Genomic DNA, 16,350 nt, shown 5'->3' with positions numbered 1-16,350 from the left:
CAACTGGATAGAACAGGGAAGCGATCATCATGAAACACATTATTTCCGTGCTGCTGGAAAACGAACCGGGCGCGTTATCGCGTGTCGTCGGGCTCTTTTCCGCACGCGGCTACAACATTGAGACCTTGACGGTGGCGCCGACCGAAGACAGTTCGCTGTCGCGGCTGACCATCGTTTCCATTGGCTCGGACGACGTGATCGAACAGATCACGAAGCACCTGAACCGCCTGATCGAGGTGGTGAAAGTGGTCGACCTGACAGAGGGCGCCCACATCGAGCGCGAGCTGATGCTGATCAAGGTAAGGGCAGTCGGCAAGGAGCGGGAAGAGATGAAGCGGATGGCGGATATCTTCCGCGGCCGGATCATCGATGTCACCGAAAAAAGCTACACGATGGAACTGACAGGCGCGAGCGACAAGCTCGACGCCTTTATTCAGGGGCTTGATGCGACGGCGATTCTCGAAACCGTGCGCACCGGAAGTTCTGGCATTGGCCGGGGCGAGCGCATTCTGAAGGTTTGAGACTCGCCGCAACGAACTCGCAGTTATCAGTACCCCTTAAACGAATCAACGAATCTATTCAAGGCAAAGGAACCGACATGAAAGTTTTCTACGACAAAGACGCCGATCTCTCCCTCATCAAGGGCAAGCAGGTCACGATCATCGGCTATGGCTCGCAAGGCCATGCACACGCGCTGAACCTGAAGGACAGCGGCGTGAACGTGACGGTCGGCCTGCGCAAGAACGGCGCATCGTGGAGCAAGGCCGAGAAGGCCGGACTGAAGGTCAAGGAAGTGGCCGAAGCCGTGAAGGGCGCAGACGTCGTCATGATGCTGCTGCCGGACGAGCAGATCGCTGAAGTCTACAAGAACGAAGTGCACGACAACGCCAAGGAAGGCGCTGCTTTGGCATTCGCTCACGGCTTCAACGTGCATTATGGCCAGGTTATCCCGCGCGCCGATCTGGACGTGATCATGATCGCCCCGAAGGCGCCGGGTCACACGGTGCGCGGCACCTACGCACAAGGCGGCGGCGTTCCCCACCTGATCGCAGTGGCGCAAGACAAGTCGGGCTCGGCGCGCGACGTGGCCTTGTCGTACGCGGTGGCTAACGGCGGCGGCCGTGCCGGTATCATCGAAACGAATTTCCGCGAAGAAACCGAAACCGACTTGTTCGGCGAACAGGCTGTGCTGTGCGGCGGTACGGTCGACCTGATCAAGGCCGGCTTCGAAACGCTGGTGGAAGCCGGCTACGCGCCGGAAATGGCTTACTTCGAATGCCTGCACGAACTGAAGCTGATCGTCGACCTGATCTATGAAGGCGGTATCGCCAACATGAACTACTCGATCTCGAACAACGCCGAATACGGCGAGTATGTAACGGGTCCGAAGATCGTGACGGCTGAAACGAAGAAAGCGATGAAGCAGGTTCTCACGGACATCCAGACGGGTGAATACGCGAAGAGCTTCATCATCGAAAACCGTGCAGGCGCGCCGACGCTGCAATCGCGCCGCCGCCTCACGGCCGAGCACCAGATCGAAACGGTTGGCGCCAAACTGCGCGCAATGATGCCGTGGATTGCCGCAAACAAGCTGGTCGATCAGTCGAAGAACTAAATATTGCCTGATATCGCTTGAACGACCGGTGTTGTTTGCCGGTCTTAGTGAAGACCGAAAGCCGTCCGGGGTCGCTTGGCGCCGGACGGCTTTTGCTATCCTACGGTTTTACTAAAATATAGAACTCGTTCATGAACTATCCACATCCGATCATCGCGCGCGAAGGCTGGCCGTTTATTGCCATTGCGGTTGTCATTGCCGTGTTGATCCAGGCCATCGGCGGCTTTGGGTTTGCCTGGCCGTTCTGGCTGCTTGCGATCTTCGTCGTGCAGTTTTTCCGCGATCCCGCGCGCCCCATCCCGGTTCAGGCGAACGCCGTGCTGTGCCCCGCGGACGGCCGCATCGTCGCTGTGGAAACGGCGCATGACCCGTACGCAAACCGCGAAGCGCTCAAGATCAGCGTGTTCATGAACGTGTTCAATGTCCACTCGCAACGCTCGCCGGTGGATGGCGCGATCAGCAAGGTCGAGTATTTTCCGGGTTCGTACCTGAACGCGGCCGTCGACAAAGCATCGACCGAGAACGAACGTAACGCCATCGTGATCCAGACCGCGGCGGGCCATACGGTGACGTCGGTGCAGATCGCCGGCCTGATCGCGCGGCGCATTTTGTGCTATGTCCACGTGGGCGAACCGCTCAATCGTGGCCAGCGCTATGGTTTTATCCGTTTTGGATCGCGTGTCGACGTGTATTTGCCGGTTGGAAGCCGTCCGCGCGTGGCGATTGGGGAGAAGGTATCGGCGTCGTCCACGATTCTTGCCGAGTTTGCAGAGTAAGCATAGACAAGCGGTAAAACCAGGCTGCACAACGGAGGACTCGATGGCGGCACTCAAACCGCGCCGGACACGAAGCACGACAACACCCCCGCGGGCGTTTCGACGCAACAAATCGGCGCAGGACCTCGGCGTGCTCGAAACGAGGCGTGCGAAGCGGCAACAGTTCCTTAGAAAACGCGGCATTTACTTGCTGCCCAATGCATTCACCACCGCCGCGCTGTTTTGCGGTTTTTTCGCCGTCGTTCAGGCAATGAACGTGCGCTTCGAAATCGCCGCCATCGCGATCTTCGTGGCCATGGTGCTCGACGGCATGGATGGCCGTGTCGCTCGCATGACGCATACGCAGAGCGCGTTTGGCGAGCAGTTCGACAGCTTGTCCGACATGGTGTCGTTCGGCGTTGCGCCCGCGCTGGTGATGTACGAATGGATCCTGAAGGATCTTGGCCGATGGGGCTGGCTCGCGGCTTTCGTGTATTGCTCGGGCGCGGCTTTGCGTCTGGCGCGCTTCAATACGAACGTCGGCGTGGTCGACAAACGTTATTTCCAGGGCTTGCCGAGCCCGGCTGCGGCGGCGTTGATTGCGGGTTTCGTGTGGCTCGCCACCGATAACCGCGTGCCGCTCAAGCTGGTCTGGCTGCCCTGGGTGGCATTCGCGCTGACCATCTATGCAGGCGTGACGATGGTCTCGAACGCGCCGTTCTACAGCGGCAAGGCGCTGGATGTCAGGTTCCGCGTCCCGTTCGCCGGCGTATTGCTGGTGGTTGTGGCGTTCGTGCTGGTATCGTCCGATCCGCCGTTGATGCTGTTCGGACTCTTCGTCCTCTACGGCTTTTCGGGCTACGCCTGGTGGGGATACATGAGTTTGCGAGGCCGGCCGAATCCGGCCCGGTCATCGGAAAAAGCGCATTGATATCAACGCGCATCGGTCCTTACAGCCGGTGCGCGTTTTTTTCGACTGCAGGAAGGTCGAACTGAACACCGAACCAGGCACCAATTGCCCCGATCGGAAAGCCCAATTGCACGCGCTCAAAAATGTAGTTATAGTTTGCGAATGAATTTTTTCGCCCATCTCCTCTCGTTGTCCCTAGCCGGTGCGCCGCTACGTGCGCTACCGCTACTAGCGCGCCTGCCGCGCTAAGCTTCCCGCCTCCCGTCTGCTCGTTCGTGGTTTTCGACGCCAGCGGTGGCGCGAACACCCGAATTCCGTATCGCCTTTCTCCACCGTTTTAATCAATCCAAAATTCCCCACTGGAGCCCGAACATGGCAGACAAACTCATCATTTTCGACACGACGCTTCGCGATGGCGAGCAATCCCCCGGCGCGTCGATGACGAAAGACGAGAAGATCCGCATCGCAAAAGCACTCGAACGGATGAAAGTCGATGTGATCGAAGCGGGCTTTGCAGCCAGTTCCAACGGCGATTTCGATGCAATCCACACTATTGCCGGCCTGATCAAGGACAGCACGATCTGCTCGCTCGCCCGCGCCAACGACAAAGACATCCAGCGCGCCGCCGACGCCCTCAAACCCGCCGATCACTTCCGCATTCATACGTTCATCGCGACGTCCGCGCTGCATATGGAAAAGAAGCTGCGCATGAGCGCCGATCAGGTCTACGAGCAGGCTCGTCTCGCCACGCGTTTCGCGCGCAAGTTCACGGACGACGTGGAATTCTCGCCGGAAGACGGCAGCCGCTCGGATCTCGACTTCTTGTGCCGCGTGCTGGAAGCGGTGATCGACGAAGGCGCGACCATCATCAATATTCCGGACACCGTGGGTTATGCCGTGCCGGAAGGTTACGGCAACCTGATCAAGACCATTCGCGAACGCGTGCCGAATTCGGACAAGGCTATCTGGTCCGTGCATTGCCACGACGACCTCGGCATGGCCGTCGCCAATTCGCTGGCTGGCGTGCATATCGGCGGCGCGCGCCAGATCGAGTGCACCATCAACGGTCTCGGCGAGCGCGCGGGTAACACGGCGCTGGAAGAAGTCGTGATGGCGATGAAAACGCGCAAGGATTATTACGGGCTGGAACTGGGTATCGACACCACGCACATCGTGCCGACGTCCAAGCTCGTCTCGCAGATCACGGGTTTTGTCGTGCAGCCGAACAAGGCAGTGGTGGGCGCAAACGCGTTCGCGCATGCATCGGGCATTCACCAGGATGGCGTGTTGAAAGCGCGCGATACCTACGAAATCATGCGCGCCGAAGACGTAGGCTGGGCTACGAACAAGATCGTGCTCGGCAAGCTGTCGGGCCGCAACGCGTTCAAGCAGCGCCTCGAAGACCTGGGCGTGACGCTGGAATCGGAAACGGACGTGAACGCAGCGTTCGTGCGCTTCAAGGAACTCGCCGACCGCAAGTCGGAAATCTTCGACGAAGACATCATGGCGATCGTCTCCGAAGAGTCGGCGGAAATGCAGGCGAAGGAAACGTTCCGCTTCGTGTCGCTGGCTCAGCGTTCGGAAACGGGTGAGCAGCCGCATGCACGCGTGGTGTTTGCTGTCGATGGCATCGAAGTGCACGGCGAGTCGCGTGGTAACGGTCCGGTGGATGCGACGCTTCACGCGATCGAATCGAAGGTGACGAGCGGAGCCGAGCTGGTGCTGTATTCGGTTAACGCCATTACCACGGGCACGCAGGCTCAGGGCGAAGTGACCGTGCGCTTGTCGAAGAGCGGCCGGATTGTCAATGGCGTGGGCACGGACCCGGACATTGTGGCGGCATCGGCGAAGGCGTATCTTGCCGCGCTCAACAAGCTCCATTCGAAAGTCGAAAAGCTCAACCCGCAGCTTTCGTGATTTTGATGCACACACAGCAAGGCGCTTGATCCAGCCGCCTCGCTGATTGAAAACGGCTCTCGCCAGAAGCGAGGGCCGTTTTTCGTTGCGATGTTAATTAGCGGAAAGCCCGTCTGAAAAGCGCCATGCGCTGCTGAAAGCCGGGCCGTTCCCGGGCCGCGCGTTCGAGCTGACGGCACTCGACGTGAATCCCGCGGGCGGGGGCATCGGCGATGAATTGATCGATAAGTTCACGCACATCCTGATCGATGAAATCCGCGCGGCTTGCATCGACGATCAACGTTGCGTTGTCGGGAATCTGCTTCAGGTGATGCTTGAGCGACACCTTGCCGAGAAACGACACGTCCTTGCGAAACGAGAGCAGGAAGTGATCGTCGTGCTGCGCGATGGTGATCGGCCGCTGCAGATTCGCGTGGATCGCAAGCGCGATGCTGCAAGCAATCCCCAGCAGGATGCCGATCAGCAGATCAGTCATCAGCACGCCGGCAATCGTCACGATGAATGGCGCAAACCGCTCGAATCCCTGTTTCGCGACAGCCTTGAACAGCGACGGTTTAGCGAGCTTCAGTCCGGTGAAGATCAGGATTGCGGCGAGGCAGGCAAGCGGAATGAGGTTGATCACCGCCGTCAGCGCGAACACGCTCGCCAGCAGCAGAACGCCGTGAATGACGGCCGACCATCGGCTTTGCGCACCCGCGTGGACGTTGGCCGAACTTCGCACGATCACGGATGTGATGGGCAACGCGCCGATCGCGCCCGCCATCATGTTGCCGATGCCCTGCGCCTTCAGTTCGCGATCCGGATGCGCGGTACGCTTCTTGGGATCGATCTGTTCGACAGCTTCCAGACTCAGCAAGGTCTCGAGACTCGCCACGATGGCAAGCGTCATCGCGAGCCGCCAGACATCGGGATTGATGAGTTGCTCGAAGTTGGGCCAGTCGAGCGCGGCGTTCAACGCGGCGAACGTCGCCAGCGATGGCAGTGAAACCCGATGCTCCGCCGGCGGCGCAAAACCCGGCGCAGCGAAATCGAGCGCAAGCGTGATCGCGATGCCGAGCACGACCACGGCAAGCGGCGCGGGCACCGCGCGTACGAACGCGAAGCGGCGCATGGCCTTCGTTTCCCAGCTTGCCAGGATCGCGATAGACACAATGGCCACCACGCACGCGGCGAGCGACATCGCGCCAAAGGGTGTGGCGATCGTGCCTGGCGCTGCCGCGGCGACGTGGGCGCCATCGTTGGCGAAACCGGCGGCGAGCGGCACTTGCTTGATGATGAGCAGCAAGCCGATTGCCGCGAGCATTCCCTTGATCACCGACGACGGCACGTACGCCGCGAAGCGCCCGGCCTTCAGCATGCCGAAGCCGAACTGGATCGCGCCCGCCAGCATCACGGCCATGAGGAAGGTGGAAAAGCTGCCGAGCTTGGCAATGCCATCGACGACGATCACGACGAGTCCCGCCGCCGGGCCGCTCACGCTCAGTTGCGATCCGCTCAAAAGCGCCACCACCAGCCCGCCGATAATGCCTGACAGCAGCCCTGCGAACGGGTCGACGCCGGAAGCGTTGGCAATGCCGAGGCAAAGCGGCATGGCGACAAGGAAAACGACGGTCCCAGCGAACATGTCGCGAGGGAAATTGGCAAACGTTTGGCGTAGGTTCATAGGCTTTTTGGGGCACGAGTTGAACCATGCGATGTCCCGAGGGGCATCGCACAGAAGAGGTTTTAAGCAGGGAGAGTCTCGCCGGCTAGTCGCTGGATGTTTCGGTCATATGCTGGACGGCGCTCGGGGCAGGTTCAGCCTCTGCGTCAGCCGGATCGCCGGATGAAAGGACTTTGATGCGGCCATCGCGCAGGCCGAATATCCATCCGTGAACGCGCGGTGGGCGCTCGGCGTCGCGTACGGTCGACACGCGCCGGATCGCGCGAACTTGTTCCAGCACGCTCAGTTCGGCAAGCCGGTCGATACGGCCATCGCCGGGCTCGATGGCGTCGAGTTCGCCGCTGTGTTTTTGCGCCAGCGCGCACAGCGGCGCAATGCGGCGGTTGACGTGGGGAAGGGCGGGCGACATGGGCAACAACGACGCCCGCACGCCGCCGCATCCATAATGTCCGCAGACGATCACATCGTCCACTTTCAGCACGTTTACTGCGTATTCGAGGACGCTCATGGTGTTGTCGTCGGCGGCGGAAAACAGGTTCGCGATGTTGCGATGGACGAACAGATCGCCGGGCTTCGAGTGCGTGATGGTTTCGGCCGGCACGCGGCTGTCGGAGCAGCCAAGCCACAGCACGGTCGGGCTTTGTCCCTGCGCGAGGGTTTCGAAGAAAGCCGGGTCGCTGGCGGCGGTTTCTGCCGCCCAGCCAACGTTTTCAACAAGCATGCGTTTGGGTCGAGTCATGGGGTGTAGTCCAATCCAGCTCCAAAAACGTAATGGTAGGCGATCTACAACGAAACGATTTTCCGGTTCACTGACACAACGTAGTCGTAAGCTTACGAATTACTTTCTATGAAAAGGTTCCGGACGTCCAGCCATAAAAAAATGCCGCGTTCGGCGGCGGCACTTTTTTTTCGGACGAGAAATAAATCGCCCGATGGGCGCGAGAGGCGTGTGTCTGTGAGGTCTTCAGAAGAAGTTCCGGCGATCGGGGTCGTGCAGCGGGTCCGGCGTTTTTTGTGTCAGGCGCACGATGCCCTGGTCATCGAAATAGAAGCTGAACATCATGTACCAGTAACCCGCCTCCATGTACCGATACGTCCATACCTCGCGCTTCATGAGCGGAAAGTAGGACGTCTCGACCGGCCGCCCGAAGTTGAGCAGAACGTCCTTGCGCGTCCATGTGCCGATCTGCGCTTTATAAAACTCGTTTTCATCGAGGACCTGACGCACGTTCACGATCTTCCCCGATGCATCGATGTCCGCCGCCGTCGTCACTTCGCCTAGCGGCTGGGTCGGCCACATCAGGCGCTTGCCGCCGTTCGGCAGGTCATAGACCTCTTTTGGCGGACCGAGGCGCGCTGTCACCGTCGATGAATCCGCGCCCGCCTGATAGTTCTGCCACGGCTGCGCACACGCCGTCAGCAACAGGGCCAGAATCATTGCGGCCGGTTTTCGTATCGAACTGATCAACATTGAAGCCTCCTTCGTGTGCGTGTCCACAATTTATCGTGGGTTTTTGCTGTGGTAGTTATTTTGACATGGGGCACGGTCCAGTCCGCGCCCGCTTGTTCAGGAAAACGCGCGGACCCGTGCCGGTATTCCATTTCATCGCGGATTCAGGCGAAATGTTGCGCGTGCCGTACCCTGCAGCCTATGATCCGCGGTTCGGCTTTTATCTTGGATGGGCGGTATGGGATTTCGTGATTTGCTGGCGAAATGCAGTAAAGCGGTGGTTGTGGGCGTTCTCGGGAGTATTTTCGCTACGCCGGCCCTGGCAGCCGATCTCGCGCCGATCCGCATCGCGATGATCGAAGGCATGTCGGGCCCGTTCGCCAATGCGGGCGCGTCCGTCGAGCGTAACTTGCGCTTCGGCGTGGAGCGCGTGAATGCCAATGGCGGCGTGGTTTTGCCCGATGGCAAGCATCCCTTGCAGCTTGTCGTGCTCGACGGAAAAGGCAGCAGCGAAGCGAGCCTTGTGCAACTGCGCGCGGCGATAGACCAGGGGATTGGCTTTGTGACGCAGGGAAATAGCTCGGCAGTGGCCGCCGCGCTCGTCGATGCGATCAACAAGCAGAACGTCCGCGATCCTGGACATCGGGTGGTCTTCCTGAATTATTCCGCCGATGATCCCGCCCTCACCAACGAGGATTGCAGCTTCTGGCATTTCCGCTTCGATGCCCACGCGGGCATGCGCATGAACGCGCTGGCCGATGTCATCCAGCGCGAGACATCGGTGAAAAAGGTCTATTTGTTCAATCAGGACTACAGCTTCGGCCACGATGTCAGCCGCGAAGCGCGCCGCGCGCTGAAGGAGCGCCGTCCGGACATAGCAATCGTCGCCGATGAATTCATTCCGGCCGGGCGCGTAAAGGATTTTGCGCCGTACATCGCGAAGATCCGTTCGAGCGGCGCCGACGCCGTCATCACCGGCAACTGGGGCAATGACCTGACGCTGCTGGTGAAAGCGGCGCGGGAGCAGGGCCTCGACACGCACTTCTACACGTTCTACGGCAACAGTCTCGGCGCGCCTGCCGCGCTGGGCGAAGCCGGCGTGAAACACGTGGTCGCGGTGGCGGACTGGCATCCAAACGCGGGCGGCGCGGCGTCGGACGCTTACTACGGTGCGTTCCGGACCCGTTTTCCGGCTCCCGCCGACGATTACCTTTTCCTGCGCATGCCGCTGATGATCGAAATGCTCGCCAACGCAATGCAAAAGGCCCGCAGCGCCGATCCGACCGCAGTCGCCCACGCGCTGGAAGGCATGAAACTCGACACGGGTTTTCAAACCACGGAAATGCGCGCCGCAGATCATCAGTTGATCCAACCCCTGTATGTCATGGAGATGGACAAGTCGGGCACGCCGGGCGTGCACTTCGATAACGAAGGCTCGGGCTTTGGCTTTCGGACCTTGCTGAAGGTCCCTGCAGCCAATACCGCAATGCCGACAACCTGCCAGATGAAACGTCCCGCCTCGTAAGAGAAGCTTGGGACCCGGCCTATTGCGCAAATACATCCGCCGGGCGTGACCGTGTCGACGGGCAAAATCGCTGTGCTATAATTCGCGACTTGCCGTATGTAAGGCCGGGCCTCAATCCTGGTTCAAATGCGTCCGGCAAGGAAATCCGAAGCCGGTTTTCAGGCCAAGGAAAAGATGCAGAAAACCCACGGCACGGCCCTTCTTCCGTGACCGCCTGTCCGTATCAAAGGAAAATCAAATGTCTACCGTAGTTGCTCATGCAAAGAAGTCCGACGTCGTCGCAGAATATGCGCGCGCCGCAAATGACACCGGATCGCCTGAAGTGCAAGTCGCACTGCTGACGACCCGTATCAATGAACTGACCGTTCACTTCAAGGCCCACACGAAAGATCACCACAGCCGCCGCGGTCTGCTGCGCATGGTGAGCCGCCGTCGCAAGCTGCTCGATTACCTGAAGGGCAAAGACGCTGACCGTTATCGCTCGCTGATCGAAAAGCTGGGTCTGCGCAAGTAAGCGGCTAGCGTTCACAACGAAATGCCTGTGTCAGTCTGCTGATACAGGCATTTTGTTTTTGAACGGCGCGCTCTGTACGCGCGCGCAAGCAGGAAACGGCGGGAAATATCGAAGGCTTGCATTAAAGCCAATCCGGATCGGAAACCGATTCGACTACAGGGCCGGGCCTCGCGGCAGAGCTTTGTGTCATTCCAGCGCGTCATGCGCATCGCGTGTCGTGTTGCGTTGGAATGACATACACCCCTCTCTTGCGCGGTTCCGGTCATCGCTTGGCTTCGCGGTTTTTATCGGTGTGTGCGGGCGTTCCGGATGGTCCGGCAAGCACGACAACACATCAGAAAGCCGCGGGGCATAACGAAGAAGGAGTGAGAATGTTTAAGAAAATCGTCAAGGAATTCAAGTGGGGACAACACAACGTTCGCCTGGAAACAGGTGAAATCGCGCGCCAGGCAAGCGGCGCCGTGATCGTCGATGTGGAAGATACCGTGGTGCTCGCGACGGTTGTCGGCGCGAAGACGGCAAAGCCGGGCCAGGACTTCTTCCCGCTGACCGTCGATTATCTGGAAAAGACCTACGCAGCCGGCAAGATCCCGGGTGGTTTCTTCCGTCGCGAAGGCCGTCCGTCGGAAGGCGAAACGCTGATTTCGCGCCTGATCGACCGTCCGTTGCGCCCGCTGTTCCCGGAAGGCTTCTATAACGAAGTTCAGGTCGTCATCCACGTGCTGTCGCTGAATCCGGATGTGCCCGCCGACATTCCCGCGCTGATCGGCGCGTCGGCGGCTCTGGCCATCTCCGGTTTGCCGTTCAACGGCCCGGTGGGTGCTGCCCGCGTTGCATACATCAACAACGAATTCGTGCTGAACCCGACGCGTCCGCAGATGAAGGAATCGGCGCTCGACCTGATCGTCGCCGGTACGGAACGCGCGGTGCTGATGGTGGAATCGGAAGCGCAACAGCTTACCGAAGAAGTCATGCTGGCCGCTGTGGTGTTCGGTCACGACCAGATGCAGGTCGCAATCGATGCAATCCACGAACTGGTCGCCGAAGGTGGCAAGCCGGAATGGGACTGGGCGCCGGCTGCGAAGAACGAACCGCTGATCGCACGCGTGGCCGAGCTGGCTCAAGCCGAATTGCTGTCGGTTTATCAGATCCGCGACAAGTCGGCTCGCAGCGCCAAGCTGAAGGAAGTCTACGCATCGACGACCGCGAAGCTCACCGAAGAAGCCGCTGCCCGTGGCGAAGCGCCGGCTGACAAGGCGACCATCGGCAATGTGTTGTTCGACATCGAAGCGAAGATCGTTCGTACGCAGATCTTGAACGGCGAACCGCGTATCGATGGCCGTGACACGCGCACTGTCCGTCCCATCGAAATCCGCACAGGCGTGCTGCCGCGCACGCACGGCTCGGCGTTGTTCACGCGTGGTGAAACACAAGCGCTGGTCGTGGCGACGCTCGGTACCAAGGGCGACGAACAGAATATCGACGCGCTCGAAGGCGAGTATCGCGAACGCTTCATGCTTCACTACAACATGCCTCCGTTCGCGACCGGCGAAACGGGTCGCGTCGGTTCGCCGAAGCGCCGTGAAATCGGTCACGGCCGTCTGGCGAAGCGCGCATTGGTGGCAGTGCTGCCGAGCGCCGACGAATTCGGTTATTCCATCCGCGTCGTATCGGAAATCACGGAATCGAACGGTTCTTCGTCCATGGCTTCGGTCTGCGGCGGCTGTCTCGCGCTGATGGACGCCGGCGTTCCAATGAAAGCGCACGTCGCAGGTATCGCGATGGGCCTGATCCTTGAAGGCAACAAGTTCGCGGTGCTGTCGGACATCCTGGGCGACGAAGATCACCTGGGCGACATGGACTTCAAGGTCGCAGGCACGGCGCAAGGCGTGACGGCACTGCAGATGGACATCAAGATCCAGGGCATCACGAAGGAAATCATGCAGGTCGCGCTCGCGCAGGCGAAGGAAGGCCGCATGCACATCCTCGGCAAGATGACGACCGCGGTCCCGGGCACGAACACGAACCTGTCGGACTACGCGCCGCGCATGATCACCATGAAGATCAATCCGGAAAAGATCCGCGACGTGATCGGCAAGGGCGGTTCGGTGATCCGTGCGTTGACCGAAGAAACCAACACGACCATCGATATTTCCGATGACGGCGTGGTGACCATCGCAAGCACGAGCAGCGAAGGCATGGCGGAAGCGAAGAAGCGTATCGAGAACATCACGGCCGAAGTGGAAGTGGGTCAGGTCTACGAAGGTCCGGTACTGAAATTGCTCGACTTCGGCGCGATCATCAACATCCTGCCGGGCAAGGATGGCCTGCTGCACATCTCTGAAATCGTCAACGAGCGCATCAAGGACATCAACGACTACCTGAAGGAAGGCCAGGTCGTTAAGGTCAAGGTCATCCAGACGGACGAAAAGGGTCGTGTGCGTTTGTCGGCCAAGGCACTGCTGGCTGAAGGCGGCGAGCCGATTCAACCGATCCAGCCGACGCAACCGCAGTAATGCGGTAAGTTGGAATGGCCGGCGCGAGAAGCTTGCGTGCCGGCCGTTTTCGAATGTGATGGTTCGAATGTGAAGCATGTTTTTGCAGGTTCGGTTATTCGAGCCTGCAAAGCCATGAGGTTACGTCGCTGTTTCACGAAGTCCGACTTTAAGGAATCCGCAGATGAAAGCGATCGAAATCACCGAATTTGGCGCGCCCGACGTTCTCAAGCTGGGCGAGCGTCCAATGCCGGAACCGAAGGCCGGCGAAGTGCTGATCAAGGTTGCAGCGTCGGGTGTGAATCGTCCGGATGTATTCCAGCGCAAGGGCGGCTATGCGCCGCCGCCGGGTGCATCTGATCTGCCAGGGCTGGAAGTGGCGGGTGAGATCGTGCGCGGGGACTTCGATCCGAAGCACAATCCATTCGGTCTGAAAGCGGGCGATCGCGTATGTGCGCTCCTCGCGGGCGGCGGTTATGCCGAGTACGCGTGCGCGCCGCTCGAGCAGTGCCTGCCCGTGCCGAAGGGTTTGACGGATATCGAAGCGGCTTCGTTGCCGGAAACGTTCTTTACCGTGTGGAGCAACGTGTTCGAGCGCGCGCACCTGGGCAAGGGCGAGAACGGCGCCGAGGAGACGCTGCTGATCCAGGGTGGATCGAGCGGTATCGGCGTGACGGCCATCCAGATTGCCAAGGCGCTTGGGCATCGTGTGTTCGTGACAGCCGGGTCCGATGAAAAATGCCAGGCCTGCGAAAAGCTCGGTGCGGAGCGCGCGATCAACTACAAGACGGAAGATTTCGTCGATGTCGTGAAGTCGCTCACAAATGACCGCGGCGTGGACGTGATCCTGGACATGGTCGCGGGCGATTATCTTCCCCGTGAACTGAAAGCACTGGCTGATGGCGGCCGCGTGGTTGTCATCGCAACGCTTGGCGGGTCGAAAGCCGAGATCAACCTGAATGAAGTGTTGCGCCGTCGTCTCGTGATCACGGGTTCGACCTTGCGCCCGCGTGCGGTTGCGTTCAAGGGCAAGGTGGCGGTGCAGTTGAAAGAGCAGGTGTGGCCGGAGATCGAGGCAGGACGCATCAAGCCCGTGATTCACCAGGTTTTCCCCGCCGATCAGGCCGCCGCAGCGCACGAACTGATGGAAGGCAGCACGCATATCGGCAAAATCGTGCTCGACTGGAGCCAGGTTGCCTGATCGCCAGCGCGGCACGGAGCTGAAATAAGCTGTCAGGGAGATTTACGCGTTTGACCGTTTTCTGCCAGGCACAGTAAAATCGCATGTTGTACTGGGGCGACGCGTCCAAAAGTTCCGTTTCCGGTTGATTTTTCTGGTTCCTTTCCACCTACTGATCGGCAGCCTCGCTGCTATGACGAGACAAATGCCGAAAGAACAAGCCAAACGCGCAAAGCTGGTAGTGGGAAACTGGAAGATGCACGGTCGGCTCGTTGAGAACGCGGCCTTGCTGCAAGCAGTTGCCACGGGCGCCGCTGGATTGTCGAGCGACGTCCGTACGGGCATCTGTGTCCCGGCGCCATACCTTGCACAAGCGCAGGCATTGCTGGCAGGCTCGAAAGTCGCGTGGGGCGTGCAGGATGTCTCGGCTCACAAGCAGGGTGCCTATACGGGCGAAGTCGCAGCCGGCATGGCTGCTGATTTCGACGCAACCTACGCGATCGTTGGTCACTCCGAGCGGCGTGCTTATCATCATGAGCATTCGGACCTGGTCGCGGTGAAAGCGCAGCGCGCTCTGGAAGCCGGTCTTACGCCCATTGTGTGCGTGGGTGAGACGCTGGAGCAACGCGAAAACGGTTCGACCGAACAAGTGATTGGAACGCAACTCGAAGCTGTGCTGCTTGTGCTGAGCCAAGAACAAGCGGCAAAGATTGTCGTGGCATATGAACCCGTCTGGGCGATCGGTACAGGAAAAAGCGCGACGACCGAGCAGGCGCAGCAAGTTCACGCTTTCCTGCGCTCGCAACTCGCATCGAAGGGTGCAGGTGCGGCGAAGGCGCCGGTGCTCTACGGCGGCAGCGTCAAGCCGGAAAATGCGAAAGAATTGTTTGCTCAGCAGGACATCGATGGCGGATTGATTGGCGGCGCATCGCTGAAGTCGAATGATTTCCTTGCGATCTGCCAGGCGGCACAAAACGGATCGGTTTGATAACCGAGTTTAAGCTTTCGAGTATGTAAGCATTAAAGGCGGGGCACAGAAGTGTCGCGCGAACATTAAAGAGTCGGGTGAACGGAATGCTGTATTTAAAGACTTTGATTATTGTCGTCCAGTTGTTGTCGGCGTTTGGCGTTATCGGGCTGGTTTTGCTGCAACACGGCAAGGGCGCCGATATGGGTGCAGCTTTCGGCAGCGGCGCGTCGGGCAGTTTGTTCGGCGCAACCGGTTCGGCGAACTTCCTGTCGCGTACAACCGCTGTCCTCGCAGCGGTGTTTTTCATCTCGACGTTGACGCTGACCTACCTCGGAAGCTACAAGCCTGCAGCTTCGGCAGGCGTGCTGGGCGGGGCTTCGGTAACGGCGCCTGCTGCAAACACGACCCTTGGCGCGTCGGCTGCAGCCGCGAGTTCGGCACCGGTTGCATCGTCAGCCCCTGGCTCCGACGTTCCGAAATAATTTTCGCTTTAGGCACCTTTTGTGCGTTGAACAAACTGCTTAACCCAGTTATAATTTTGTTCTCGAAGCGATTCCCGGCAATTGGAAGTTGATTTACCGGATTGCAAGACAGTGCCGACGTGGTGAAATTGGTAGACACGCTATCTTGAGGGGGTAGTGGCGAAAGCTGTGCGAGTTCGAGTCTCGCCGTCGGCACCAAAAAAGTTATCCAATGCCAGCCGCATGCATTGCTTCGGCTGGCATTGTCACTTCTGGCGAGTGAATATGTAAGGGTTCTTACGTATCATTCGTCTTTAGTTGAAAATCGGTTGGGCAGTCGTCCTGACCGGCACACCAGATCAAACCGATTTGAGGATAGTCGTGAATCTCTCAGCCTATTATCCCGTCTTGCTGTTCCTCGTCGTGGGCACCGGTTTGGGTATCGCTCTCGTCAGCATCGGTAAAATTCTCGGTCCCAATAAGCCTGACACAGAAAAAAACGCGCCCTACGAGTGCGGCTTCGAAGCGTTCGAAGACGCGCGGATGAAGTTCGATGTGCGCTATTATCTTGTCGCTATTCTTTTCATTATTTTCGATCTTGAAACCGCGTTCCTGTTTCCGTGGGGCGTTGCCTTGCGCGACATCGGCTGGCCGGGTTTTCTGTCCATGATGGTTTTCCTGCTCGAATTCCTGCTGGGTTTTGCCTACATCTGGAGAAAGGGTGGGCTGGACTGGGAGTGAAGTGCAAAGGGTTGCGGATTTGGGGTCGTCGAATCACCGGATTGCTGGGTAGCTATGGCTGGCTGCCCATCTGGAGTGAAAGCAAATGAGTATCGAAGGGGTCTTGAAGGAAGGGTTCGTCACCACCACGGCTGACAAACTGATCAACTGGACG

15 protein-coding genes, 1 tRNA gene and 1 pseudogene are annotated in these 16,350 nt (G+C 59.3%); 14 read left to right on the top strand and 3 right to left on the bottom strand.

Annotation, left to right across the window (positions count from 1 at the left end; translation table 11 throughout):
• The first annotated feature begins 29 nt into the window (after positions 1-29).
• From ilvN to ACFFAR_RS08085, 5 genes are all read left to right on the top strand, one after another.
• Complete coding sequence (ilvN, locus tag ACFFAR_RS08105; RefSeq protein ID WP_375507729.1) at positions 30-521, top strand: acetolactate synthase small subunit; 492 nt, start codon at positions 30-32, stop codon at positions 519-521.
• A gap of 77 nt (positions 522-598) precedes the next feature.
• Entirely contained in the window at positions 599-1,615 is a 1,017-nt protein-coding gene (gene ilvC, locus ACFFAR_RS08100; protein ID WP_061999844.1) for a ketol-acid reductoisomerase, read from the top strand.
• Positions 1,616-1,746: 131 nt separating this feature from the next.
• Entirely contained in the window at positions 1,747-2,391 is a 645-nt protein-coding gene (locus tag ACFFAR_RS08095) for a phosphatidylserine decarboxylase (RefSeq protein WP_060858501.1), read from the top strand.
• Between the two features lie 43 nt (positions 2,392-2,434).
• Entirely contained in the window at positions 2,435-3,301 is an 867-nt protein-coding gene (gene pssA, locus ACFFAR_RS08090; RefSeq protein ID WP_061999843.1) for a CDP-diacylglycerol--serine O-phosphatidyltransferase, read from the top strand.
• Positions 3,302-3,652: 351 nt separating this feature from the next.
• A complete protein-coding gene (locus ACFFAR_RS08085) occupies positions 3,653-5,197 on the top strand; it encodes a 2-isopropylmalate synthase (protein ID WP_061999842.1) in 1,545 nt (514 codons plus the stop codon).
• Positions 5,198-5,294: 97 nt separating this feature from the next.
• Here the strand turns inward: ACFFAR_RS08085 and ACFFAR_RS08080 are convergent, their stop codons facing one another.
• The 3 genes from ACFFAR_RS08080 to ACFFAR_RS08070 all read right to left on the bottom strand — a co-directional run bounded on the left by ACFFAR_RS08080 (position 5,295) and on the right by ACFFAR_RS08070 (position 8,331).
• On the bottom strand, positions 5,295-6,860 hold the full coding sequence (locus tag ACFFAR_RS08080; RefSeq protein ID WP_375507728.1) for a SulP family inorganic anion transporter: 1,566 nt from the start codon (positions 6,858-6,860) through the stop codon (positions 5,295-5,297).
• A gap of 85 nt (positions 6,861-6,945) precedes the next feature.
• A complete protein-coding gene (locus ACFFAR_RS08075) occupies positions 6,946-7,599 on the bottom strand; it encodes a carbonic anhydrase (protein ID WP_174364230.1) in 654 nt (217 codons plus the stop codon).
• Between the two features lie 225 nt (positions 7,600-7,824).
• Entirely contained in the window at positions 7,825-8,331 is a 507-nt protein-coding gene (locus ACFFAR_RS08070) for a hypothetical protein (protein WP_062167089.1), read from the bottom strand.
• Between the two features lie 217 nt (positions 8,332-8,548).
• Between ACFFAR_RS08070 and ACFFAR_RS08065 the strand changes: the two genes are divergently transcribed.
• The 9 genes and pseudogenes from ACFFAR_RS08065 to ACFFAR_RS08025 form a co-directional block, all read left to right on the top strand.
• Positions 8,549-9,835, top strand: coding sequence for an ABC transporter substrate-binding protein (locus tag ACFFAR_RS08065; RefSeq protein ID WP_174364229.1), 1,287 nt, complete (start codon positions 8,549-8,551; stop codon positions 9,833-9,835).
• 238 nt (positions 9,836-10,073) lie between these two features.
• The gene (gene rpsO, locus ACFFAR_RS08060; protein ID WP_056353993.1) at positions 10,074-10,349 is read left to right on the top strand and encodes a 30S ribosomal protein S15; all 276 of its coding nucleotides are present in this window, start codon (positions 10,074-10,076) and stop codon (positions 10,347-10,349) included.
• Between the two features lie 365 nt (positions 10,350-10,714).
• Entirely contained in the window at positions 10,715-12,865 is a 2,151-nt protein-coding gene (gene pnp / locus ACFFAR_RS08055; RefSeq protein WP_375507727.1) for a polyribonucleotide nucleotidyltransferase, read from the top strand.
• A gap of 163 nt (positions 12,866-13,028) precedes the next feature.
• Positions 13,029-14,045: an NAD(P)H-quinone oxidoreductase gene (locus ACFFAR_RS08050; RefSeq protein ID WP_061999837.1), complete on the top strand. Its 1,017-nt coding sequence runs from the start codon at positions 13,029-13,031 to the stop codon at positions 14,043-14,045.
• Between the two features lie 184 nt (positions 14,046-14,229).
• On the top strand, positions 14,230-15,012 hold the full coding sequence (tpiA, locus tag ACFFAR_RS08045) for a triose-phosphate isomerase (RefSeq protein ID WP_062000913.1): 783 nt from the start codon (positions 14,230-14,232) through the stop codon (positions 15,010-15,012).
• A gap of 86 nt (positions 15,013-15,098) precedes the next feature.
• Positions 15,099-15,476, top strand: coding sequence for a preprotein translocase subunit SecG (gene secG / locus ACFFAR_RS08040; protein ID WP_062167085.1), 378 nt, complete (start codon positions 15,099-15,101; stop codon positions 15,474-15,476).
• A 113-nt stretch (positions 15,477-15,589) separates the two neighbouring features.
• Positions 15,590-15,674 (top strand) — tRNA-Leu (locus ACFFAR_RS08035).
• Positions 15,675-15,836: 162 nt separating this feature from the next.
• On the top strand, positions 15,837-16,196 hold the full coding sequence (locus ACFFAR_RS08030) for an NADH-quinone oxidoreductase subunit A (RefSeq protein ID WP_056353980.1): 360 nt from the start codon (positions 15,837-15,839) through the stop codon (positions 16,194-16,196).
• Between the two features lie 85 nt (positions 16,197-16,281).
• Positions 16,282-16,350 (top strand): annotated as a pseudogene (locus ACFFAR_RS08025) (NADH-quinone oxidoreductase subunit B); the annotation flags it as partial.

This window comes from uncultured Caballeronia sp., assembly GCF_964243625.1.
In the GTDB taxonomy this organism is placed as follows: Bacteria; Pseudomonadota; Gammaproteobacteria; order Burkholderiales; family Burkholderiaceae; genus Caballeronia.
This window is presented reverse-complemented; position numbering and strand designations above follow the sequence as displayed.